This window comes from Gehongia tenuis (assembly GCF_014384795.1).
Classification (GTDB): Bacteria; Bacillota; Clostridia; order Christensenellales; family NSJ-53; genus Gehongia; species Gehongia tenuis.
On record NZ_JACRSR010000001.1, the window covers coordinates 704223 to 728371 of the forward strand.

At 58.8% G+C, this 24149-nt stretch carries 13 protein-coding genes and 1 other RNA gene; 13 read left to right on the forward strand and 1 reads right to left on the reverse strand.

Annotation, left to right across the window (positions count from 1 at the left end):
* The first annotated feature begins 143 nt into the window (after window positions 1-143).
* The 9 genes from H8696_RS03570 (at window position 144) to H8696_RS03610 (ending at window position 10809) form a co-directional block, all read left to right on the forward strand.
* Window positions 144-1112 (forward strand): deoxyguanosinetriphosphate triphosphohydrolase, encoded by a 969-nt coding sequence (locus H8696_RS03570; RefSeq protein ID WP_249314990.1) that lies wholly within the window; start codon window positions 144-146, stop codon window positions 1110-1112.
* A 90-nt stretch (window positions 1113-1202) separates the two neighbouring features.
* On the forward strand, window positions 1203-3038 hold the full coding sequence (gene dnaG / locus H8696_RS03575) for a DNA primase (protein ID WP_249314991.1): 1836 nt from the start codon (window positions 1203-1205) through the stop codon (window positions 3036-3038).
* On the forward strand, window positions 3028-4116 hold the full coding sequence (gene rpoD / locus H8696_RS03580) for an RNA polymerase sigma factor RpoD (protein WP_249314992.1): 1089 nt from the start codon (window positions 3028-3030) through the stop codon (window positions 4114-4116). Before dnaG ends, rpoD begins: the two co-directional genes overlap by 11 nt.
* 36 nt (window positions 4117-4152) lie before the next feature.
* Window positions 4153-4824, forward strand: a complete 672-nt coding sequence (locus H8696_RS03585) for a tRNA (adenine(22)-N(1))-methyltransferase (RefSeq protein WP_249314993.1) — start codon at window positions 4153-4155, stop codon at window positions 4822-4824.
* On the forward strand, window positions 4821-5927 hold the full coding sequence (locus H8696_RS03590) for a Nif3-like dinuclear metal center hexameric protein (RefSeq protein ID WP_249314994.1): 1107 nt from the start codon (window positions 4821-4823) through the stop codon (window positions 5925-5927). The genes H8696_RS03585 and H8696_RS03590 overlap by 4 nt, the downstream gene beginning before the upstream one ends.
* Window positions 5928-5995: 68 nt before the next feature.
* The gene (locus H8696_RS03595) at window positions 5996-6706 is read left to right on the forward strand and encodes a zinc ribbon domain-containing protein (RefSeq protein ID WP_249314995.1); all 711 of its coding nucleotides are present in this window, start codon (window positions 5996-5998) and stop codon (window positions 6704-6706) included.
* Window positions 6707-6714: 8 nt separating this feature from the next.
* Window positions 6715-7047: RNase P RNA component class A (rnpB, locus tag H8696_RS03600), an RNA gene on the forward strand.
* A gap of 151 nt (window positions 7048-7198) precedes the next feature.
* Window positions 7199-9778 (forward strand): ATP-dependent chaperone ClpB, encoded by a 2580-nt coding sequence (gene clpB, locus H8696_RS03605; protein ID WP_249314996.1) that lies wholly within the window; start codon window positions 7199-7201, stop codon window positions 9776-9778.
* A gap of 74 nt (window positions 9779-9852) precedes the next feature.
* Window positions 9853-10809: an NAD(P)H-dependent glycerol-3-phosphate dehydrogenase gene (locus H8696_RS03610; RefSeq protein WP_249314997.1), complete on the forward strand. Its 957-nt coding sequence runs from the start codon at window positions 9853-9855 to the stop codon at window positions 10807-10809.
* Here H8696_RS03610 and H8696_RS03615 read toward each other — a convergent pair.
* A complete protein-coding gene (locus tag H8696_RS03615; RefSeq protein ID WP_249314998.1) occupies window positions 10793-12181 on the reverse strand; it encodes an MATE family efflux transporter in 1389 nt (462 codons plus the stop codon). The two genes, H8696_RS03610 and H8696_RS03615, sit on opposite strands and share 17 nt — an antisense overlap.
* Window positions 12182-12293: 112 nt before the next feature.
* Between H8696_RS03615 and H8696_RS03620 the strand changes: the two genes are divergently transcribed.
* From H8696_RS03620 to H8696_RS03635, 4 genes are all read left to right on the forward strand, one after another.
* Complete coding sequence (locus H8696_RS03620) at window positions 12294-13196, forward strand: helix-turn-helix domain-containing protein (RefSeq protein WP_249314999.1); 903 nt, start codon at window positions 12294-12296, stop codon at window positions 13194-13196.
* Window positions 13197-13290: 94 nt separating this feature from the next.
* Complete coding sequence (locus H8696_RS03625) at window positions 13291-21657, forward strand: GH36-type glycosyl hydrolase domain-containing protein (RefSeq protein ID WP_249315000.1); 8367 nt, start codon at window positions 13291-13293, stop codon at window positions 21655-21657.
* A 30-nt stretch (window positions 21658-21687) separates the two neighbouring features.
* Complete coding sequence (locus H8696_RS03630) at window positions 21688-23553, forward strand: YgiQ family radical SAM protein (RefSeq protein ID WP_249315001.1); 1866 nt, start codon at window positions 21688-21690, stop codon at window positions 23551-23553.
* A complete protein-coding gene (locus H8696_RS03635; RefSeq protein WP_249315002.1) occupies window positions 23550-24104 on the forward strand; it encodes a glycerol-3-phosphate responsive antiterminator in 555 nt (184 codons plus the stop codon). The genes H8696_RS03630 and H8696_RS03635 overlap by 4 nt, the downstream gene beginning before the upstream one ends.
* Window positions 24105-24149: the final 45 nt, after the last annotated feature.

Below are 24149 nucleotides of genomic sequence, written 5' to 3' on the forward strand. Positions count from 1 at the left end.
ACGGGTCTTTGTTTTTTGCGTGCTGAATACAATGGAATAGAGAATTCATTCGGGGAAGCAGAAAAGCCCTATTTTTGCCCCTTTGCAGGATTTTTGCGGACTTTGTGGTATATAGTGAATAAATCGGTGTGGGAGGTGAAGGTATGACGGCTCGGGAACGAACGGAGGCATGGGAGGAAAAGGCGCTGCGGCCGGAGGCGGCGAAGAGTGCAAAAAGCCGGGGGCGGATGTATCCCATGGCGCCCTGTGATCTCAGAACAGATTTTCAGCGGGACCGGGACCGTATTCTTCATTCCAAGGCCTTTCGGCGGCTCAAGCACAAGACGCAGGTGTTTGTGGCGCCGGAGGGGGACCATTACCGCACCCGGCTCACGCACACGCTGGAGGTCTCCCAGATTGCCCGAACCATCGCCAGAGCCCTTCAGCTGAACGAGGATTTGACGGAGGCCATCGGCATGGGCCACGACCTCGGGCATACGCCTTTTGGCCATGCGGGGGAACGCACCTTAAATCAGCTTTCCTCCCGAGGCTTTCGGCACCATGAACAGAGCCTTCGGGTGGTGGACGTGCTGGAAGGGGACGGGGGGCTCAATCTCACCTTTGAGGTGCGGGACGGCATTGTCAACCATACGTCCAAGGGCCATCCGGCCACGCTGGAGGGCAGGGCCGTCAGTCTGGCGGACCGTATCGCCTATATCAATCATGACATCGATGATGCGTTGAGGGCCGGACTGCTGCGCCCTGAGGATCTGCCGAAGGACCTCCTGGACATCCTGGGAGACACCCATGGCCGGAGGATCGACCGTATGATCCGGGACGTGGTGGAGGAGAGCGAGACCAAAGGCGATATCCGGATGAGCGATCGGATTGGGGAGGCTATGGAGAACCTCCGGGGTTTCATGTTCGAAAAGGTCTATCGCCATCCCGGCGCCCTCAAGGAGGAGGAGCGGGTGCGGTTCATGCTCTCCCATCTGTTCGAATACTACATGGCTCATCCTCCGGAAGGCCCGGGAGATCTGGAACAGCGGGTGGTGGATTATATCGCCGGGATGAGCGACCGCTACGCCATCGCTGTTTTTGAGGATATTTCCATACCCCGAACCCAGCACTGAAGCGGCGGGTTCGACAAGTTTTTGGTGAATTCGGGCCGCAAAGCAGGAAAAGACCTGGATTGTGGCGAATTTAACTGGAGGTTTTAAGGATTGGGTGGTGCTATGCCCGGTTTTTTTTCGCAAGAATTTTTGGACGAGGTCTGCGAAAAGAATGATATCGTGGACGTGATCTCCGGATATGTCCCGCTGAAGTCCAAAGGTTCCAGAATGTGGGGCTGCTGTCCTTTCCATCAGGAAAAAACACCTTCATTCAGCGTGAATCCTGGGCAGCAGTTTTATTACTGCTTTGGCTGTCATGCCGGGGGCAACGTGATCCATTTCGTGATGGAGATGGAGAAGCTGAGCTTCCCGGACAGTGTGCGTCTTTTGGCCGACCGCTGCGGCATGGCCTACGAGACGCAGGGCGACGAGAGTGCCTATAAGCGGCAGCGGGAGGAGAAGGAAAGGCTGTATGGAATCGTTAAGATTGCAGGCCGCTACTTCTACGACCGGTTGTGGGACGAGCAAGGGGGCGCCGGGGCCCGGGCGTATCTCGCCAGGCGGGGTATGAAGGGGAGCACTGTGCGTCAGTTCGGTATGGGCTATGCGCCGGATGGCTGGGAGGGATTGGTCCAGCATCTCACGGAAAAGGGATGCGATTTGGAACGGGCCGCTTCCCTGGGGCTCATACATAAGGGAAAGAAGGAGGGCTACTACGACGCCTTCCGCAACCGGGTTATCTTTCCTATCATATTGCCCAACAACCGTGTGATCGGTTTTGGCGGGCGGGTGCTGGATCAGTCCCTGCCCAAATATATCAACTCGCCGGAGAGCAAGATCTTTGTGAAGGGCGAGCACCTCTACGGCCTGCGCCAGTTGAAAAAACAGCGGGACGTGGACGCGGTCTTTCTGGTGGAAGGTTATATGGACGTGGTGTCCCTGGCCAACTTTGGCGTTACCAACGCTGTGGCGTCCCTGGGAACGGCCCTTACGGAGCAGCAGGCACGGCTTTTGAAGCGCTATGTGCCCAGGGTCTATCTGTCCTATGACGGGGATGGCGCTGGACGCAAAGCCACCCTGCGGGGTTTGGATATTCTCCGCAATGAGGGGCTGGACGTGCGGGTGATGCGCATGCCCGACGGCAAGGACCCCGACGAATTCATTCGTGCCGAGGGCAAGGATGCCTTTTTGGAGCTCTCCCGGGACGCCATGGAGCTTGTGCGCTATAAATTGACCTTGCTGGAGGAGTCCGCCGATCTTTCGACGCCCGAGGGCCGCATGGATTTTGCGGAAAAATCCTGTGCCATGCTGGCCAGGGATGTGAAAACCGCGCTGGAGCTCGATCTATACGGCGAATATGTTTGCCAAAGAAGCGGCTTTGCCCTGGAAACGGTGAAGAACCGGGTGGGACAGCTGCAGCAAAAAAAGCCGGCGAAGGTGCCGGTCAAGGCCATGGAAAGGCTTACGGAGAATAAGAACGCAGCCGGGCGTTATAATAAGGAGGAGCAGGAAGCTCGCTCGGAGCGTCTTATGGAGCAAAAGCTCCTTTATATATGGATGCAATACCCCTTTGTACGGGAAAGAGTGGATGTAACGAAGGACGATTTTCTCTATGAGGAACACGGGAAGCTCTTTGAGGAGATCGCCAGGGGCGCGGGCAGCTGGAACGAACTTCTGGGCGGCATAACCGACGGCGAATGGGCCAAGGTTGTCGCTGCGGTGGAGAAGGAACGGGTGCCGGCCAAGGATGCGCTGGATATGGCTGAACTTTTGGCCAACCGCTTGAAACAGCGGCGGATTCAGCAAAGGATCAGGGACTTGCAGGACGGTTTCCCAAAGGCGGAGCCTTCCAGGCGGCAGGAGATCCTGCAGGAGCTGGAACGGCTGAACAAGCAGTATAGGAGCCTGAAGGAATGGACCCAAAGGAGGGAAACTCTTGAAAAATGAAGAGACGCAGCAAAGCCGCGTAAAAGAGTTGCTGGATTCCGGAAAGAATAAGGGCGTGCTCACCTTGAAGGAGATCATGGACTCCTTGGAAGAGATCGAGCTGGAACCGGAACAAATTGAAAAGGTGTACGACACGCTGGAAGCCATGGGTGTGGATGTCGTGGAAAAATTGGACGCCGACACGGAAATTACCGAGCTCCCGGAAGAATTGGCCGAGGAGGACCCGGAAGCCGGTATTCCCGAAGGGGTGAGCATCGATGATCCGGTGAGGATGTACCTCAAGGAGATCGGTAAGGTGCCCCTTCTGACGGCGGAAGAGGAAATTGAGATCGCCAAGCGCATGGAAGCTGGCGACATGGAGGCGAAGCGCAAGCTGGCGGAGGCCAATCTTCGCCTGGTGGTCAGTATCGCCAAGCGGTATGTGGGCCGCGGGATGCTGTTCCTGGACCTGATCCAGGAGGGCAATCTTGGACTGATTAAAGCGGTGGAGAAGTTCGATTACCGCAAGGGCTACAAGTTCAGCACCTATGCCACCTGGTGGATCCGGCAGGCGATCACCCGTGCCATCGCCGATCAGGCGAGAACCATCCGTATTCCGGTGCATATGGTGGAGACCATCAACAAGCTGATCCGGGTTTCCCGGCAGCTTTTGCAGGAATATGGCCGGGACCCTCAGCCCGAAGAGATTGCCCGGGAAATGACCATCTCCGAGGATAAGGTGCAGGAGATCATGAAGGTGGCCCAGGAACCCGTGTCCCTGGAGACCCCCATCGGCGAGGAGGAGGACAGCCATCTTGGCGACTTTATTCCCGATGACGATGTGCCCGCTCCCGCTGAGGCGGCGGCGTATACGCTGCTGAAGGAACAGCTGCTGGGCGTGCTGGATACCCTGACCCCTCGGGAGGAAAAGGTGCTTCGGCTGCGCTTTGGCCTGGACGATGGCCGGGCGCGCACGTTGGAGGAGGTGGGCCGGGAATTCAACGTAACCCGGGAACGCATCCGCCAGATCGAAGCGAAAGCTTTGCGGAAGCTCCGCCATCCGAGCCGAAGCAAGAAGCTGAAGGATTTTCTGGATTGAGGCGAAGGCAGCGTAAAAGGCTGCCTTCTTTCATTCATGCGCCTTTCCAAACGTTTGGAGGCAATCCTGAACAAAGTGCCCATGGACAGCCGGATGGCGGATATCGGCACGGATCATGGGCGGCTGATGCTGGCGGCATTGGTGACGGGCCGGTGCCGCAAGGTCTATGGCGTGGACATCAGTGAACCGTCACTGAATAAGGCAAGGGCTTTGTTCAGCGGCCGGGAATTGAACGCGGAATTTCTGCTGGGAAGCGGAGTGGACCCGCTGGCGCTCCACAGTGTGGACGCGGCGGTTCTGGCGGGAATGGGTTCTCAGACCATCCGCAGCATCCTGGCATCGAACCGGCAGGATATTCCCTGCTGGATACTGCAGCCCATGAGCCAGGCTCCGCTTCTGCGGGAGTTTTTGGTGAAGCAGGGTTTTCGCATCGACAGCGAGGACCTGGTCTGGGAAAACCGAAGATTTTACAGCATCATTCAGTGCAGCTGGGGCGAGGACCGGGAGCGGTCCTGGGCGGAATACCAGCTGGGCTGGAAGTTGATCGAAACGCGTCATCCGCTGCTGCCCGAGCTTGTCGCCTGGCGGGAGAAGTATCTGCGAAGGGCGGCGGGGGAGGTCCTGCGCTCCGATCCCGGGGACGGGGAGGGCCGGGCGGCCGAACTCATGGCGCGCATCAAGCAATTGAAGGAGGCGGTTCCGACATGAAGGTTCGGGAGATCGTGGAAGCGCTGGAGAGGCTTGCGCCGCCCGCACTTGCGGAGAGCTGGGATAATTCTGGGCTCACGGTGGGCGATCCCGACGGGGAGGTCCGGCGCATCGTGGTGACGCTGGACGTAACGGAAGGCACGCTGGAATATGCGGCGGCCATGGAAGCGGAGCTTGTCGTGGCACACCACCCGCTCATCTTCGGCAAGCTTTCAGCAATTCGGGCGGATGATCCGGTGGGACGGCTGGTGATGAAGGCTGTGCGCTCCGGCATCGCCGTCTATGGCATGCATACGAACTTGGACAATGCGCCGGGCGGCATGAACGATGAGCTGGCGGACCGACTGGGCATGATGGACCGGCGTCCGCTGGTGCCCCTTTCCGGCGCGTACAAGGTCGCGGTCACGGTGCCCGATGAGCATGCGGAAGCGGTGATGAACGCTATGTTTGACGCCGGCGCGGGCAAAATGGGGCATTATGACCGCTGCGCCTTCAAAACGGAAGGGGAGGGGACTTTCCGGCCGCTGGCCGGCGCCCATCCCTTCGTCGGACAAAGGGAGACCACGGCCCGTGTGCCGGAGGAGAAGCTGGAGGCGCTGGTGGACCGGGCCCATCTTGATGGGGTGCTGGCCGTGCTCGCCAAAGCTCATCCCTATGAGCATCCCGCGGTGGACGTAATCGAGCTGTTCCGCCAAAAGACCGATCTGGGTACGGGCCGCGTGGGCCGCATCGTGCCAATTCAAGGCGGGGAATTTCTGCCCTGGCTGAAGGAAAAACTGGACCTCCCTTACGTTCGGGTGTGCGGGGATCTTCCCCAATGGGTGGAGAAGGTGGCCGTGCTGGGGGGCAGCGGAGCCTCCTATATCTTAGCGGCGGCCCGCTCCGGCGCCGACGTCTACGTGACCGGGGATGTGAAGCACCATGACGCGCTGCTGGCGAAGGAACTGAGCCTTCCGGTGGTGGATGCGGGGCACTATGGACTGGAAAAACATGGGGTTGATTGGCTGATTAGAGGTTTACAAAATACTTTAAATGAATTACAATATAACCAAGTAGAAATTCTTGTGGATGCCGCGGGCATGGATCCTTTTTATCTTGGATAAATTGATAGTACCCCCCGAGCTACGCATCGGGGGTTTTTGTACCTGCATTATGGAAGGAGGATGATCCCATGCAGAATTTGGATATGCTTTTGGAATATCAGAACCTGGATTTGCAGCTGGATCAGTTGGAAAAAAAGCTGAGGCAGGACCCCACCCGGTTGAAATTACTCAAGGTCAGGAACTTTTTCAATGAGAAACAAAAGCAGCTGCAGAACATGGATCAATCGGCGGAACAGCAGCAAAAGCTTTTCTTAACCCTCCAAAAGGAGATCAAGCTTGCCACCGAACAGCTTCTCGATCTCAAGGAGGAACAGCAGGACGAGGAGCTGGATCTCCATGGCCTGCAGGATCTTCGCAAGCGCACCGAGTCCCTATTGGACGTTTTGGTGAAGCGGGAGAAGGAGCTTAAAAGCATTGTGGACGCCTGGTCCACCGTGGAAAGCCGGCTGAGGCGCATGAACGCCCAGATCGTGGCGGCCAAACGGGACTACGCGGAGCTGAAGAAGGAATACGACGATATCTTCAAAAACTACCAAAAGCAGATGGCGCCCTATCAGGCGAAGAAAAAGGATATGGAGGGGGATTTGGACCCGGAGCTTCTCAAGCGGTACAAACGCATCCGTTCCGCCCGGCCCAATCCGGTGGCACCCATTGTCAACAACCAGTGCTCCGGCTGCAATATGGAACTGCCCTCCGCCATGCTTATGATGATGCGGGAGGCGCCGCGGCCCATGGAATGCGAAAACTGCGGCAGAATCTTGTTTTTGAAGGAGAGCTGAAAACGCTGCGAGCAAGACAGATGATCGCGTCTTTTTGACGAGGAAAGTCCGAGCACCACAGGGCAGGGTGCTGGGTAACACCCAGTGGAGGCGACTCCAAGGATAGTGCAACAGAGATATACCGCGTCCTTCGGGACGTAAGGGTGGAAAGGCGAGGTAAGAGCTCACCAACGGCTTGGCGACTTGTCCGTTCTGTAAACCCCACCTGGTGCAAGATTGATAGCGGAGCATTTTGCGGCGGCCCGCCCGCTCCCATGTAATCGCTGGAGCCCGTTGGTAACTTCGGGCCTAGATAGATGATCATCCTATGACAGAACTCGGCTTATGGCTTGTCTCGCAAGCGCAATCAAAACCGGAGCTTCGGCTCCGGTTTTTTTTGTATAGAATGATGGCATTTAAGCCATATTCTGATTGACAAAGAGAGGGTTTTCCTCTATAATAGTCAATGAAAGTCAAAGTAAGATATTGCTGTGCAGACAAGGAGATGATTCCATGAATTTTGATAAATTTACCCAAAAGGCTCAACAGGCCGTGGCGGACAGTCAGGAACTGGCGGTGCGGCTGGGGAACCCTGTTTTGACGCCGGAGCACCTTTTGCTGGCGCTGCTTCAGCAGGAGGACGGCACCGTCCGGCTGGTCCTTTCGGAAATGGATAAAGACGCCGATATGCTGGCGAAGGACGTGGAGAACGCCCTGGGCCGCCTCACGAAGATCGAGGGCGGGGCGGCCCTGCCCCAGGCGGACCGCAGATTTACCCAGATCCTTCTTGCGGCGGAGGACAATGCGAAGCGGGTGAAGGATGAATATGTGGGCACGGAGCATTTGTTTGAGGCCATTTTGACGGAGGACAATTCCGATGCCGGGCGTATTTTGAGGAACCAGGGCATCCACAAGGAAAATATGCTGAAGGCACTGAAGAAGGTTCGCGGCAGCCAAAAGATCACCTCGCCCAACCCCGAAGAGACCTACCAGGCGTTGAAGCGTTTTGGTCGGGATTTGACGGAGATGGCCAAGGCCGACAAGCTGGACCCGGTGATCGGCAGGGACGGCGAGATCCGGCGCGTGGTGCGCATTCTCTCCCGGAGAACCAAAAACAACCCCGTTCTGATCGGGGAGCCGGGCGTGGGCAAGACCGCCGTGGTGGAGGGTCTGGCCCAGCGCATTGTTAAGGGCGACGTGCCTGAAGGGCTCAAGGACAAGACGGTCTTTGCGCTTGACATGGGCTCGCTCATCGCCGGCGCCAAATACCGGGGTGAATTTGAGGAGCGGCTGAAAGCCGTGCTGGATGAGATCCAAAAGAGCGAAGGACAGATCATTCTTTTCATCGATGAGATGCACACCATCGTGGGGGCCGGCAAGACGGAGGGTTCCATGGATGCGGGCAACATCCTAAAACCCATGCTGGCAAGGGGTGAGCTTCGCTGTATCGGCGCCACCACCCTCGATGAATACCGAAAGTACATCGAAAAGGATGCCGCGCTGGAACGCCGTTTTCAGCCGGTGCTGGTGGAGCCGCCCACGGTGGAGGACACCATCTCCATTCTGCGGGGACTGAAGGAGAAGTTTGAAATCTATCACGGCGTGCGCATCACGGACGGCGCCATCATCGCCTGCGCCACCCTGTCCGACCGCTATATTTCCGACCGGTTCCTGCCGGATAAGGCCATCGACCTGATGGATGAAGCGGCGGCCATGCTCCGAACTGAGATGGACAGTATGCCCCAGGAATTGGATGAGGTCACCCGAAGACTGATGCAGCTGCAAATCGAGGAGCAGGCCCTGAAGAAGGAAACGGATGAGGCCAGCAAACGCAGGCTTGCCGATTTGAAGGAGGAAATCGCGGAGGCCCAAAAGCAAAGCGATGACCTTCGGGCCCAGTGGGAGGCGGAAAAGGTGGCCATCATGGGCTCGAAGGACCTGACCAAAAGGATCGACGAGACCAAGCGCCAGATCGAACAGGCCGAGCGGGACTACGATTTGAACCGGCTTGCCGAGCTCAAATACGGCGTGCTTCCTGAGCTGGAAAAGAAACGGGAGGAGTCCCAGCAAAGCAAAAATACGGTCCTTCTCAAGGAGGAGGTCACCGAGGAGCAGATTGCGGAGATCGTGGCCAAATGGACGGGCATTCCGGTCAGCCGTTTGGTGGAATCGGAGCGGGAGAAGCTTCTGCGTCTGCCCGCCATCCTGCACAAGCGGGTGATCGGCCAGGACGAGGCGGTGGAGTCCGTTTCCGAGGCGGTGCTCCGCGCCCGTGCGGGGCTTAAGGACATCAACCGGCCCATCGGTTCCTTCATGTTCCTCGGGCCCACCGGCGTGGGCAAGACCGAGCTCGCCCGGGCGCTCAGCGTGGCGCTGTTCGACTCGGAGGACGCCATGATCCGCATCGATATGTCCGAGTACATGGAAAAGCATTCCGTGTCCCGTCTGGTGGGCGCGCCTCCCGGGTACGTGGGCTACGACGAGGGCGGCCAGCTCACCGAAGCCGTGCGCAGAAAGCCTTATTCGGTCATCCTCTTTGATGAGATCGAGAAGGCCCATCCCGATGTGTTCAACATTCTGCTGCAGGTATTGGACGACGGCCGGCTCACCGACAACCAGGGCCGAACGGTGGACTTCAAGAACACCGTGGTGATCATGACCTCCAATCTGGGCAGCGCGACCCTGCTGAAATCGCTGGAGGACGACGGCTATGTGACGAACGAAGCCAAAAAGGCGGTGCACGAATCCCTGCGCATGTCCTTCCGGCCGGAATTCCTGAACCGAATCGACGAGATTCTCATTTTCACGCCTCTGGACGAGGAGCAGATCAAAAAGATCATCGCGAAGACGCTGGACGAGGTGCAGGCGCGGCTGGTGGATCGGGACATTCGGCTTGATCTTACCGAAGCGGCAAAGGATTACATCCTCAAGGCCTCCTTCGATCCCGCCTTCGGCGCACGGCCCATCAAGCGTTACATTCAGCGGGAGGTGGAAACGGCGCTGGCCCGGCGCATCGTTGACGGGTCCCTGGCCGATCATGCCAAAGTCACCATCGGCGTGGACGAGGACAAACTGGATTTTCAGATTCAGTAAAAGGAAAGATGCAAAGGAGCGGAATCTTCCGCTCCTTTTTTATGCTATAATAGGGAGCATTGGAGGGATGAGATTTGAAGATATCGGTGCTGGGCTGCGGCCGCTGGGGCTCGTTTATCGCGTGGTATCTGAACCGGACCGGGCACGAGGTCACGCTGTACGGCAGACCGGGCTCAAAACGGATGGCAGGGTTTTTGCAGACCCGCATGAATGGGCTCGTGACGCTGCCCGGGAGCGTACGGCTGACCTGTGACCTCAAGGAGGCGGCGGAGGCGGAAACCCTGGTGATCTCGGTGGGTTCCCAGAGTCTCCGGGGACTGATGGGGGAGCTTTGTCAGCTGAAGCTTCCTGCAAAATGCTATGTCTTGTGCATGAAGGGTCTGGAGAACAGCACGGGCGAGCGCCTCAGCGAGGTGGCCGGTGAGTTTTTGGGCGATAATGATGAGATCGCCGTGTGGCTGGGACCGGGTCACGTGCAGGAATTCACCCGGGGCATCCCCAACTGCATGGTGATCGACAGCGTTCATCCCGCCACCAAGGAGCGGCTGGTGGGCGAGTTCTCCGGTGAACTCATTCGCTTTTACTTTGGCAACGACCTCATCGGCAACGAGGTGGGCGCCGCGGCAAAGAACGTGATCGGCATCGCGGCGGGCATGCTGGACGGTTATCGTCTCTCCTCCCTCAAGGGCGCGCTTATGTCCCGGGGCACCCGGGAGATCGCAAGGCTCATCAAGGCCATGGGCGGAAACGAGCTGTCCGCTTACGGACTATGCCATCTCGGCGATTATGAAGCCACCGTCTTTTCGCCCTACAGCCACAACCGCCAGTTCGGTGAATCCTTCGTGAAGGGGGAGCGCTACACCGAGCTTGCCGAGGGTTACTATACGGTGGAGGCGCTGCTTTTGCTGGAACAGAAGTATGCCGTGGAGCTTCCCATCTGCCGGGCGGTGTACGATGTGCTCTACCGGGGCAGGGATCCTCAAAGGACCTTGGATGGACTGTTCCTGCGCAGCCTCAAACGGGAATTCTAGAGCGCTCCGCCTCCCTTGAAACGGGAAGATCGTCTGTTGGGATCTCCCGAACCCTTCTTATGCAGCCAAGAGCCAGCACGGCCATGGCGGCCACCCATGCGGAGGGTTCGGCAAAGAGGATGACGGAGGAACCCCAAAGGCGCACAAAGATAAGCGCCGCCAAGACCCGCACCAAAAATTCCATGAAGCCGGATAATAACGACGCGCCCGTGCTGCCCAGTCCCTGCAGGGTGCTGCGAAAGACGTAGAGCAGGTACAGGGCCGGAAGCATGGCGCTCACGATGGAGAGATACCGGTAGGCCACGGCCAGCACCTCCCCGGCGTGGGGGTTGGAGGCGTCGATGAAAAGGCTCAGGATGAATCTGCCGCCAAGAAACATGACAAGGGCGATGAGGATGGACAGGGTTACGGCGATGAGCGCCGCCTTCCGCATTCCCAGGCGTATGCGCCTATACCGCCCGGCGCCATAATTCTGTGCCATGTACGTGGTGATCGCAAAACCAAGGGAGATGGCGGAGCTGTCGAGGAGGCCGAAGATTTTGTTCGTCGCCGTGAGCCCGGCGATAAAGATCAGCCCCTGCTGGTTGATGGCCGATTGAAGGATCATGCCGCCGCCGGCGATGAGGACATGCTGCAGCGCAAGGGGGAAGCCGAGGGCGATGAGGCGTTTGATGACCGGACCCTCGGGCCGCCAATCCTCCCGGCTGGTTCTCAGCAGCTCGATCCGCTTCAGTACGGCGAAGCAGTAGAAAAAGGCGATCAGCTGGGCGGCAACCGTGGCCACGGCCGCACCCACCACGCCCCAGTGAAACACCAGCACAAAGAGCAGATCCAGCGCCACATTGGTTACGGCGGCAATGGCCATGGCGATGAGGGGCGTTTTGCCATCGCCGAGAGCCCTCAGGATGGACGCGGCCAGGTTATAGGCCATGACTACCAAAATCCCGGAGAACATGGTGGTGAGGTAGTCGGAGGCCATGGCAAAGATAGGCTCCGGCGTCTCCAGGAGATGGAGCATGGGTTTTGCAATAAGAAGGCACACTCCCGTTAAAAGAAGAGCCAAACCTGCGCACAAAAGGATGGTCATGGCGAAAGCCTTTTTGACTTTGGGCCCGCTGCCCTCGCCGAAATGCTGGGCGATGAGGATGGCGAAGCCCTGGGTCAGGGCCTGCATGACCCAAAGGGCCAGCCAATAGGTCCAATCGGTGGCGCCCACGGCGGCCAGAGCCTCCACGCCCACGCCCTGACCCACGATGATCGCGTCCACGATCATGTAAAGCTGCTGGCCCAGGTTGGTCAAAATAAGGGGGATGGCGAAGGATAAAAGCAGTTTGGCGGGGCTTCCGACCGTCATGTTTCTGATTCTGCTCATGGAATTTCCTTTCACTTTGACATTCAAACAATATAATAATAGAATCATTAAAAGCATTTGTATACTGATATCGTCCCGGATGATATCAATATTGTGCCAAAGGGGGATGACGATGGGCTGTCGAAGGGTGATTACCGATCAAAACCTGCTGGAAACCATTGAATATGAGAACAACGTGCTGCCCATTTCTTTCTATGAGGACCATTTTGACGAATATCTGAACGGCGAACTTGGCCACCACTGGCATGATGAATTTGAGTTTGGCCTGGTTTTGAAGGGCGGGCTGGAATACACGCTCCAGGAGACCCGCATTCTGCGGGCGGGAGACGGGGTGTTCGTCAACTCAAAGGCGCTCCATCGGGCGAGGCAGACGGAAGCTGGCACCATCTTTTTTGCCTTCGTGTTTCCCCCGAACCTTTTTGCGCTAAAGCCGGTGGAGGCGGTGTATCAAAGAGGCATCCTGCCCATTCTGCACTCCGCCGCGCCCGGACTTTTTCTGTTTAAGGACAGGAATAGGGACCAGGATCTGCTTTGCTGCCTCAGGGCCTTTCGCGATCTCTCCTTTGGGAACCCGGACTATGAGCTTTCCGTCATGGAGCTCATCTTTCGGACGATGAGGCAGGTGCTATTTCGCATTTCAGCCATCGCTGAGGCACCCGTCAACAGGATGGAACGCCTGCAGGTGCAAAGAGCGCGAATGATGCTTGCTTACATTCACACCCATTACGGCGAAGGGATCACCGTTGACCGCATTGCCGAGGCCGCGAGCATCGGCCGGAGCGAATGCTTCCGCTGTTTTCAAGGGATTATCGGCAAAACACCCACGGAGTATCTTTGTGAGTACAGGCTTTCCCAGGCCGCCCATCTGCTGACCAGCACGGAGCGCGAGCTTTCCGACATCTGTTTTTCCTGCGGCTTCAACAGCGCCAGCTACTTTGGCAAGCTGTTCAAAGAAAAATGCGGCCTGTCTCCCGGACAGTACCGCAAAAACGCCAAAGCTTTGCAAAGCCATTAAACTTGACACATCCTCCGCCGCCGTCTTTTATGTATCCCATAGCCTGAAAAAGCGCATAATGAATGAAAAGAAGGTATGGGAGCGTAGCAAAAATATGTTTCTAATCTATGCTGCTTTGGCCGTAATTCTGGTGGGTGCGGCGGTCTATGGCATTTTAAATTTACGGCGGTCCGGCGAAGGCGCGGAGCGGCTGTCTCCGGCCGGCCTGGATGGGGAGGAGGGGGCGGCCTGGCTTGCCGGCCAGCCGGAGGTCAAAAATAGAATCTTTTACCGGCGGGATCCTCTGCATCTCGCCGGCCTTTCCCGTGCCATGCCCGAGCTCTACCGCGAAGCCGCGGGCCGCCTGGGTTCGGATAACGCCGGCGCGCTCAGCTGGTATGTGGACCACTATCCCTTTCTTCGCCAAACGCTCCTCCGGCTGGAGAAGGCGCTGACCACGAAAAGCGTGGGCGGACTGCCGGCCTTTTCAGCCGGGCCCCTCAAAAATGTGCCCCGCTGCTATGCCATTGTCCGCACGGCCCTGGAGCTCCATCAGCTGAAGCTTTCAGCCGAGGATCTGGCCGAGGCCGCTCAGACTTATGAGCGGCATAAGCCGCTCGCCCTCCGGGAGCTGTGGATGCTTCCCGAGATGGCTCAGGCTCTGCTGCTTCAGGCCGCTGTGAGGCTGGCGCAGGAGAGTCTGGAGGAGGAAAAGAACGGCCAAAAGTGCATGGAGCTGTTTGAAAAAAGTTTGGAGGGCGATGGGGAGCGGGCGCTGAAGGCGCTGCTCGAGCGCTGCGGTCAACAGAACAAGCTGACGGATGAACTCATCGCGAAGGTGTATGAACGGCTGGTTCAGTACAAAAATCCGAAGCTTTTGAAGCTGCTGGACGGGGCCATCGCGGACCGGGAGGAGGACCTTGAGCACATCGTGCAGTCCGTTCAGGAGGCCCGGGTGAAAAAGGCCATTCTGATGGCGAACGCGGTCAAGAGTCTTCACCATTGGCAGCAGGTGCAGTGGGCCGTCCATTTTGAGGAGATCTCCTCGGTGCACAGGCTGTTCATGGGGGATCCGGCGGGAGTCTATGGCAGGATGAGCTTTGACAGCCGCCAGCGGCTTCTTGGCCGTCTGGAGAGCATTGCCGGCAACGACGAGATGGCGGCGGCGGAAGGGGCCCTGGAACTCGCCAAGGCGGGAGAGACCCTCCAGCAGCGCCATGTGGGCTACTATCTGATGGTGGAAGAGGGCCTTGAAAAGCTTTATGGGAAGCTGGATAAAGCGGGCAAGGGAAAAAGAAGGCGTCTTGGCCTTGTCCTCAAACGCGTCCTTTATTTCGTCATGATCTGGGTGCCGAGCCTGGGCTTTTCGGCTCTCGCTGCCGCGGGATGCTGGCCGGCGGCCGGTTTTTGGGCGGTCGCCGTAGGTCTTTTGGCCATCCTTCCGCTGTCCGACCTGTTTGCCGCCCTTGCCGGCGCGATCATGGGCAAGGCCGTGCGCTCCACGGCTCTGCTGAAAATGGATTATACGAAGAATTTCGGGGATTTTACGGCGGTTGTGGCCATCCCCGCTCTCATTCCCAGCGTGGATGCCGCTAAAAAACTTGTCCAGCAGCTGGAACTCGCCTTTCATGCCAGCCGGGACGAGAACATGCGCTATGTCCTTTTGGGGGATTTTGCCGATGAACCGAAACCTGTGCTGGAGGGAGACGAGGAGATTCTGGAAGCGGCGAAGGCGGGCATTGCCGCGCTCAACCACCGCTGGGCGAGGGGCGGCGACCAGTTTTTCCTGCTGCACCGGCCAAGGACGCTTTCCGCCACGCAGAGGCGGTATATGGGCAAAGAGCGGAAACGGGGGGCCCTGGCCAGCCTGAACCGTTTCATTCTGGGGGAAGAGGAGGCCTTTCTGGCCACCGAAGGCAGCCTCACGCGAATTCGAGGCGCCAAATACGTGATCACTCTGGATGCGGACACCCGCCTCATGAAGGACGAGGCGAAGCGCATGCTTGCGGCCATGGCTTATCCGCTCAACTGGCCTGTTTTCAATGAGGAGGGCACCCGGGTGGTTCAGGGCTACGGCCTTATGCAGCCTCGGGTGGAGCTTTCGGTGGCGGAAGCTGACCGGTCCCGATTCGCCTATCTGTTTGGCGGGGATCCCGGCTTTGATCCCTATGCCTTTACCGCCTCCGATGTCTATCAGGATCTATTCGGCGAGGGCATCTTCACCGGCAAGGGCGTTTATGATGTGAAGGCCTTCACCACAGTTTTGGAGGGAAGACTGCCCAGGGAGTGGGTGCTGAGCCATGATCTTCTTGAAGGCAGCTATGCCCGGTGTGCCCTTCTTGGCGATGTGGCGCTGATGGACGGCTTCCCCAAAAGCTATCTTGCCTATGCCAAAAGAAGCGAACGGTGGATCCGGGGCGACTGGCAGCTTCTTCCCTGGCTGACGGGAAGGGTGCGGGATGAGGCCGGCGACAAGAAGAAAAATCCGCTGGGCCGTCTTGCCCGGTATAAGATGTTCGATAATCTTCGGCGCTCCCTGGTGCCCATTCTTTCTGCGGGGCTCATTGCCATGGGCATCGGATTTGGCCGGCCATTGCTGGCGGTCCTCGCCCTTTTGCCCATGCTCATCCATCCCCTTCTGGGGCTGGCGCAGGGCCTCTACGATTGGGCGGCGAACCGGGGCGTCCGGCCCGCCGCTGTCGGCAAAGGCTTTGTGCGCGCCCTTCTTGAGATCATGCTCCTCGGGGACAGCGCCGTGAACAGCCTTCTTGCGATCCTTCGTGCGCTGAAACACATGGCAGGAAAGCACAAGCTTCTTGAATGGACCCCCGCAGCTCAGGCGGAGCACCATGGCGTGGGCGTGGGCGCTTACGTCCTTGCCATGGCGCCGTCCATGGCGCTGGGCGCCGGCTTTGCGCTTTGGGGCATTTTCGCGGGCGCCTATTGGGCCGCTGCCGCCCTGGCCTTTACGGCGGCCCCCTTCGTGATGGCGGCTCTTTCGGCAAAGCCCAAGGAGCGGCGGATACTTGACGCCTCGGACAGACAGTACATCGTGCGGCTTGCCCGGCTCAACTGGGCCTATTTTGAGGAGCAGGTGACGAAGGACCGCTTCTTCCTGCCGCCGGACAATGTACAGCTTGAACCCTATCGGGGTGCGGCCCTGCGCACGTCGCCCACCAACATCGGGTTCTATCTGATGGCCTGTCTTTCCGCCCATGACCTTGGCTTTATCAGCTATGGCGAGATGGTGGACCGGCTGGAGAAAACGGTGGCCGTGGTGGAGAGCCTGACCAAATGGCAGGGCCATCTCTACAACTGGTATGATCTGACGAATCTTGAAGTTCTGGTGCCCAAATACGTCTCCACCGTGGACAGCGGCAATTTGGCAGGGTATCTCATCATTGTGGCCGAGGGCGTCCGAAAGGGTCTTGAAAAGCCCTGGCTGGACGGATTCAAGGGGGACTACTGGCAGTCCGGTGCAAAGGATATGGGCGATTTGTTCCATAGGAGCGAGGCCAAATTGGATCGTTTGGGGGCCGCATCCCTCGCCGCTTGGAAGTCCTCCACGGCGGCGGTTTTCCCGGTCATGGCCTATGACGCCGTGCCCGCAGGTCTGGACGCCGCCCTTCGGGAATCCCTGGAGAGCGTTTTGAAGCCCGTGCGGGAGGCTAAAAGCGTGACGTCGCTTCACGGAGCTCTGACAGCGGCGCTGCCAAGGCTGGATCAGCTGCGCCCCGGGGATGACGGCGGCTATGCGGCCCAGCTTCGATCGGCGCTGCTGGGCAGCCTCGAAGCCGCCGAAGCCCTGGAAAGGAAGGCCGGACGCTTGGCCAGCCGCATGGAAGCCCTAGTGGAGGCCATGAATTTCTCCGCTTTGTACGATCCGGCCATGGATCTCATGCGGATCGGCTACGATGTGGAAAATGAGCTGGAGAGTCCGTCCCACTATGATTTTTTGGCTTCCGAGGCCAGGCAGACCAGTCTTGTGGCCATCGCCAAGGGGGATGTTCCCGCCAAGCACTGGCGGAACCTCGGCCGGCCCACCGAGCGGATCCATGGCAGGGACACCTTCCTGTCCTGGAGCGGCACCATGTTTGAATACCTGATGCCCCTGCTTATTTTTGGGGACAAGCCCCATACGGCCATGCACGGGACCTATGCCGGCCTTATGGCGGCCCAAATCGCCTATGGCAGGGAAAGGAATATTCCCTGGGGCGTTTCCGAATCGGGCTACTATGCCTTTGATCTTGCCCTCAACTATCAGTACCGGGCCTTCGGCGTGCCCAGGGTGAGCCTTCGCATGGCGCTGCCGCCGGATGTGGTGACGGCGCCCTATGCCGCCCAGATGGCGCTGATGGTGGACCCGGAAGAGGCCCTGCGCGACCTGAAACATTTTGAAAAGGCAGGCGCCTTCGGGCGGTACGGCTTCTACGAGGCTGTGGACTTTACCGCGGAACGGCTGGAGGACCAGCGGCCCAAGGTGGTCAAAAGCTTTATGGTGCACCATCTGGGCATGGCGCTGGTTGCCATGGACAATGTGCTCATGGATGGCATCCATCAAAAGCGCACCGATGCGGTGCTCATGCTGAAGGCGGTGGAGGACCTCTGGCTGGAGAAGCCGGCCAGCGTGCTCCTGCGCAAAAAGCCGGAGACGGTCAAGGTTGCCCAGCAGCCCCGGCGCCGGCCCAAACCCTTTGCCAGCCGCCACGTGCGCCAGCCTGGAGAGGATACGCTTCATTTCCTGAGCAACGGCAGCTACGATTTGATGGTAAGCGCGAAGGGGCTGGGTTATGCCCGCTGGCAGGATTACGCCATAGGACGCTGGCGCAAGGACCGGGTGCTGGAGCGCTACGGCCAGAGAATCGTCTTTCGCAATCTCAAAAACGGAGAAACCTTCTCCACGGCTTATCAGCCGGCGCTGGACCGGCCCGACCGCTATCAGGCAGCCTTTGAGCCGGAGCGGGCGGTTTTTCTCAGGAAGGACGGCCGCTTCACCACCAAAATGGAGTCGTGGGTTTCCCCGGAACATGACGTGGAGATTCGAAGGGTCACACTGGAGAATGGATCGCTCATTGAGGCCGAGTTTGAAATCACCGGCTTTTTTGAGCTTGCCCTTTCCCGGCAGGCGGACGATGAAGCCCATATGGCCTTCCAAAACCTCTTTGTAACCACAAAAAGTGTGCCGGAGCTGGACGCTCTCATTGCGGGACGGCGAACCCGTGAGGGTGAGGTGGCTCCCCTTTGCGTGGGCTACGGGATCTATGGCGACTTTGAAGGGGAGATGACCTTTGAAACCGACCGGGCGAAATTTTATGGGCGAAGCTATTCGGAAGGATACCCCGAAGGCATTTATCGGGAGCTGGAGCGAACCGAAGGCGCGGTGCTGGATCCGGTCATGGCTATTCGGCGAAAGCTTGTGGTGAACAAGGGCGAAAAGAAGACCTTCTGCTGCATCACCGCCGCCGCCAAAACCCGGGAGGAGACGGTGGCACTGCTGAAGGAGTACCGAAACATCCAGGCCGTGGAACGCTCCCTTGAACTGGCCCGGGTCCACGCCCGGGTGCAGGCGGAGCACCTCAAAATGCAGCCGAAGGATGCGGCCCTGTTTCAAAAGCTGGCGTCCTGGCTTGTGCTGGGCTACCCGAAAGGTGAAAAATCTCTGACGCAAAGGGCGCTGTGGGCTCACGGCATCTCCGGCGATCTGCCCATTGTACTGGCCACCATCGACGCCATAGATCAGCTTCCCGGTGCCGAACGGCTCCTCAAGGCTCATGGCTATCTTCGGATGAAGGGCGTAAAGGTGGATCTGGTGTTCCTGAACCGGTACGGCAACGACTACCTGCAGCCCCTGCAGGAAAAGCTTGTCGATCTCGTGCGGGCGAGTCATGCTCGTGGGGACGACGATGGACCGGGCGGCGTTCATATCCTGAAGGCCCAGGAGCTTTCGGAAGGGGAAGGGGAACGCCTTGCAGCTACGGCGAATCTGACGGTGAGCTGCGGCGAGGATTTCGAGCCCCTGCTGCTCCCGGAGCCTTCCGGCTATCAGCCGGAATTCGTGAAGAAAAGGCCTTCTCCCTGGCGGGATGAACGGGTTCAGGTTCAAGAAAAACTGCTCTTTTACAACGGCACCGGCGGGTTTACCGAGGGCGGCCGGGAATACGTGATGAATTTTCTGGACGGCGCGCCCACACCGCTACCATTCGCCAATGTGATGGCTGGGGAAAGCTTTGGCACGCTGGTGACGGAAAGCGGCGGCGGCTACACCTTCAATATCAACAGCCGGGAGAACAAACTCACGCCCTGGAGCAACGACGCCGTGCTCGATCCCTTGGGGGAGATGCTCCTCGTGCGGGACAACGAAACCGGCGAGGTCTTTTCCCTCACGCCCCGGCCGGCGGGACGAAAGGTGGCGGTTCGCCACGGTCAGGGCTACACCGTCTTTGAATCGCGGCCCCAGGGCATTCAAGCGGCGCTCACGGAATTTGTGGATACGGAGGCGCCAGTCAAGACCTACCGGGTGGAGCTCACCAACCTGACCGATTCCCGGCGCAGTCTCACCCTTTTCTTCTATGCCGAATGGGTGCTGGGCGTGACCCGGGACGCCATGGCACTGCATGGGATTACGGGCCATGAGGAGGATTTTCTTTGGGCGAAAAATCCCTATAGCGACGATTTCAGCGGACTTGTCGCCTATGCGGCATGCCTTGAAGGCATGGACGATTTTACCTGCCACCGTCCGGATTTCTGGGTGGGGGATGAGGTGAGCGGCGTGCCTGGAGGCGCTTGGGCCCTGACGCTATCCCAAAGGTGCGGTACGGCCACGGACCCGGCGGCTGTGATGGCGGTGAAAGTGGAGCTGGAGCCGGGAGAAAGCCTGGAACGCTCCTTTGTTCTGGGCGAAGAGCAGGATCTTGACGCCATACGTACTCGCCTTGCCGCCTTAAAGGCCGAGAAGACAAAGAGTAGGCTGGACAGAGTGAAGACTTTTTGGGATAGACGGCTTGGGACCGTTTCAGTGTCAAGTCCCGATCCCGCTTTCGATATCGTCATGAACCGCTGGATGCTTTACCAGACCCTTTCCGCCAGAGTGCTTGCCCGCACCGGTTTTTATCAGGCGGGCGGCGCCTATGGTTTTCGGGATCAGCTTCAGGACGGCTTGGCCCTTTTGTACGCCGAACCCGAACGGACCCGGAAGCTGATCGTGGAATTTGCGGGCCACCAGTTCGAGGACGGCGATGTACAGCACTGGTGGCATCCGCCAAGGCGGGGCGTACGGACCAAGATCAGCGACGACCTGCTGTTTCTCGCCTATGTGACGCTGGAATATATCGAGGTTACCGAGGACTGGACGATTCTGGAGGAGAAAGCGCCCTACCTCAAGGGTCTGCCCATTCCGCCGGGCAAGGAGGATGTGTATGCGAACTTTGAGCTGAGCGGCACGGAGGGAGACATTTACGATCACATCTGCCGGGCCGTGGAACGCTCGGCCTCCCGACTGGGCGATCACGGATTGCCACTCATGGGCAGCGGCGACTGGAATGACGCCATGAACCGAATCGGTATCGAGGGTAAGGGTGAATCGGTGTGGCTGGGATGGTTTTTGCTTCATATTCTCCGCAGAATGCCGGAGCTGGCGCGAAAGCGGGGGGATTTGGTTCGCTCCGCGCTCTTTGAGCGGCAGGCAGGCGCCCTTTTGACAAGTCTTGAGAAGGCGGGCTGGGACGGCGATTGGTACCGCAGGGCTTACATGGACGACGGAACGCCCATTGGATCGGCAAAAAGCCAGGAAGGCAGGATCGACTGCATCTCCCAAAGCTGGGCGGTTCTTGCCGGCGGTGACCGTACCCGAAGCGAAGAAGCCATGGATGCGGCGCTGACACAGCTCTGGGATCGGGAAGCGGGTGTGATGCGTCTGCTCGCGCCGGCCTTCGACCGCTGGGAGAAGAATCCGGGTTATATCAAGGGCTATGTATCCGGCGTCCGGGAGAACGGCGGCCAATACACCCATGGCGCGGCCTGGACCATACTGGCCCTGACCCGGCTTGGACGATGCGGGGAAGCTTATGAGATTTTCTCCAAAATCAATCCCGTCGCCCGCACGGACAGCCGGGAGAAGCTTCTGGTTTACAAAGGCGAGCCCTATGCCTATGCGGCGGACGTTTATTACGCCAAGGACCATGTGGGCCGGGCGGGCTGGACCTGGTACACGGGCAGTGCAGCCTGGATGTACAAGGTGGCGCTGGAGGGCATTCTAGGATTCACCAAGCGGGGAGAGAAGCTCTTTATGGAACCCTGTCTGCCGCCCACGTGGCCGGGCTTCCATCTGGTCTACCGCTATGGCGGGGCAATCTATGAGATCGAGGTGACCCGGGGCGAGAAACGGGAGATCTATTTGGATGGCGCACTGGCTAAGTCCCACATTCCTCTTGTCGATGACGGCAGGGTACACAGCGTCAAGGTATTGCTGGAATTGAAGAAATAGGCTACACTGGGAAGGAACGAAGGTGAAAACATGCAGTTTCTTCCCGTAAATCGACAGGATCTGGAGGCGCGGGGGATCGATCAGCCCGACTTTGTGATGGTTTCCGGCGACGCCTATGTGGACCATCCCAGTTTTGGGCCGGTGATCATCGCCCGCTGGCTGGAGCACCATGGCTATTCGGTGGGCATTATTCCCCAGCCGGACTGGCGCTCCACAGCGGATATCGAAAAATTGGGCCGGCCCCGGCTGGCCTTTTTGGTGTGCGCGGGAAACGTAGATTCCATGGTGAATCACTACACCGCTCTCAAAAGGAGGCGTCATGACGACGCCTATTCGCCGGGCGGCAGAAGCGGCATGCGGCCCGACCGGGCCACGCTGGTCTACTGCAATTTGATCCGGCAGGCCTTTGAGGGTGTACCCATCATCATTGGCGGCATCGAGGCGAGCCTGAGACGGCTAGCCCATTACGATTATTGGGACGACAGGGTGAGGCGGTCCATCCTCCTGGACAGCCGGGCGGACCTTCTCATCTACGGCATGGGAGAGCGGCCCAGTGTGGAGATTGCCGACGCCCTCAGTGCGGGTATCCCCGTTTCCGAAATCACCTATGTGAACGGCACCTGTTTTAAAGCGTCCAATCTGGAAGATGTGGTGGATTTTGTGGAGATCCCCTCTTTTGAAGCGGCGGCTCGGGACAAGAAGAGCTATGCCCGCGCCTTCATGGTCCAGCAGGAGAACCAAAACGCTATGAACGGGAAAAGGCTTGCCCAGCGCCACGGCCCGGGCTATGTGGTGCAGAATCCACCGGCCCAGCCTTTGGATCAGGAAACGCTGGACGCGGTGTACGACCTGCCCTACATGCGGGCGGCCCATCCCATGTATGAGGAGCCTATTCCCGCCTTTTCCGAGGTGGCCTTTTCCATTACCAGCAACCGGGGCTGCTTTGGCAGCTGCTCCTTTTGCGCTTTGGGCTTCCACCAGGGGCGGATCATCCAGGCCAGGAGCCACGAGTCCATTCTGCGGGAGGCGGAACTTTTGACCCGCCAGCAGGATTTCAAGGGTTATATCCATGACGTGGGCGGCCCCACGGCGGATTTTCGATTTCCCGCCTGTGACGATCAGCTGGAGCGGGGGCCTTGTCCGGGCCGGCAATGTCTTTTCCCCAGGCCCTGCGGAAAGCTTCGGGTGGACCATGGGGATTATCTAGCCCTTTTGCGAAAGCTGAGGCGCGTCCCCGGCGTGAAGAAGGTCTTCGTGAGAAGCGGACTCAGATATGATTACATTGTGCTGGATAAGGATCCCACTTTTCTCAAAGAGCTTGTGGCCCATCATGTGAGCGGTCAGCTCAAGGTGGCACCGGAACACGTATCGGAAAGGGTGCTCCGGCTGATGGGCAAGCCTGGCCATGACGTTTATTCCGCCTTCAAGCGCCGCTACAGTCAGGCCAATCGAGAGCTCCATAAAAAGCAGTATCTCGTACCCTATTACATCAGCAGTCATCCCGGTTCCACTTTGGAGGATGCGGTTCAGCTGGCGGAAACGATCCGAAACGAGGGCGTGGTTCCCGAGCAGGTGCAGGATTTTTATCCGACGCCGGGCACCCTGTCCACCTGCATGTATTTTACGGGCATGGATCCAAGAACGGGCCGGCCGGTCCATGTGCCGAAGGGCCGGGAAAAGGAATTGCAGCGGGCCCTTTTGCAGTACTCCCATCCCAAAAACCGGGCCATGGTGGTGGAGGCCCTGCAGCTGTGCGGCAGAGAGGACCTGATCGGGTTTGATAAAAAGTGCTTGGTGCGGCCGCTGGAGGGCCGGCCGGCAAATCGAGGCCATGGGAAGGGCGGCACAGGCCGGAATGGGCCAAGGCCCGCTCCCAAGGGGAGGCGTAAGAGGTGACGAAGTTTGACAGGCCGGTGGTGGCCGCGGTGAAGGATTTGGCGGCGGCCGGGCGCGCCGCCGCATCGCCCGTGCGGACGGTCTTCATCCTGGACGGCAACATTTTGACGCTGCCGGACATGGTGGGGGTTTTGCAGCGGGGCGGCAAGGAAGTTTTCATTCATATGGACCTGGTGGGCGGCATCGGCAGGGATGAGGCGGGCGTGCGCTACGTTGCCCGCATCTTGAAGCCGAGAGGGATTTTGACCACCCGCTCGTCTTTGGTCAAATGCGCCCTGGACGCGGGACTTGTTGCGGTGCAGCGCATCTTTCTTGTGGATTCGGCGTCCCTCAAAAGCGGAATCAAGCAGGTGAGCGCCGCAAAGCCCCATCTGGTGGAGGTCATGCCAGGATTGGTGCCAAGGGCGATTTCCGCGCTCAGCCGGGAGCTGGCTCAGCCCATCATTGCCGGCGGGATGATCGAGACGCTGGAGGATGCCGCGGCAGCGCTGAGGGCAGGAGCCAGGGCCATTTCCACCACCAGTGAAACCCTTTGGTGCTCGAAAATTTGACAATCCTCTTCATTCGTGATTTAATGATTCTGTAAGTTCGTGTGG

Bases quoted from the DNA above. Each gene is read 5' to 3' on its own strand.
- H8696_RS03570 (WP_249314990.1), top strand. From the start codon at position 144: ATGACGGCTCGGGAACGAACGGAGGCATGGGAGGAAAAGGCGCTGCGG.
- H8696_RS03585 (WP_249314993.1), top strand. From the start codon at position 4,153: ATGCGCCTTTCCAAACGTTTGGAGGCAATCCTGAACAAAGTGCCCATG.
- H8696_RS03590 (WP_249314994.1), top strand. From the start codon at position 4,821: ATGAAGGTTCGGGAGATCGTGGAAGCGCTGGAGAGGCTTGCGCCGCCC.
- H8696_RS03595 (WP_249314995.1), top strand. From the start codon at position 5,996: ATGCAGAATTTGGATATGCTTTTGGAATATCAGAACCTGGATTTGCAG.
- clpB (WP_249314996.1), top strand. From the start codon at position 7,199: ATGAATTTTGATAAATTTACCCAAAAGGCTCAACAGGCCGTGGCGGAC.
- H8696_RS03615 (WP_249314998.1), bottom strand. From the start codon at position 12,181: ATGAGCAGAATCAGAAACATGACGGTCGGAAGCCCCGCCAAACTGCTT.
- H8696_RS03620 (WP_249314999.1), top strand. From the start codon at position 12,294: ATGGGCTGTCGAAGGGTGATTACCGATCAAAACCTGCTGGAAACCATT.
- H8696_RS03625 (WP_249315000.1), top strand. From the start codon at position 13,291: ATGTTTCTAATCTATGCTGCTTTGGCCGTAATTCTGGTGGGTGCGGCG.
- H8696_RS03630 (WP_249315001.1), top strand. From the start codon at position 21,688: ATGCAGTTTCTTCCCGTAAATCGACAGGATCTGGAGGCGCGGGGGATC.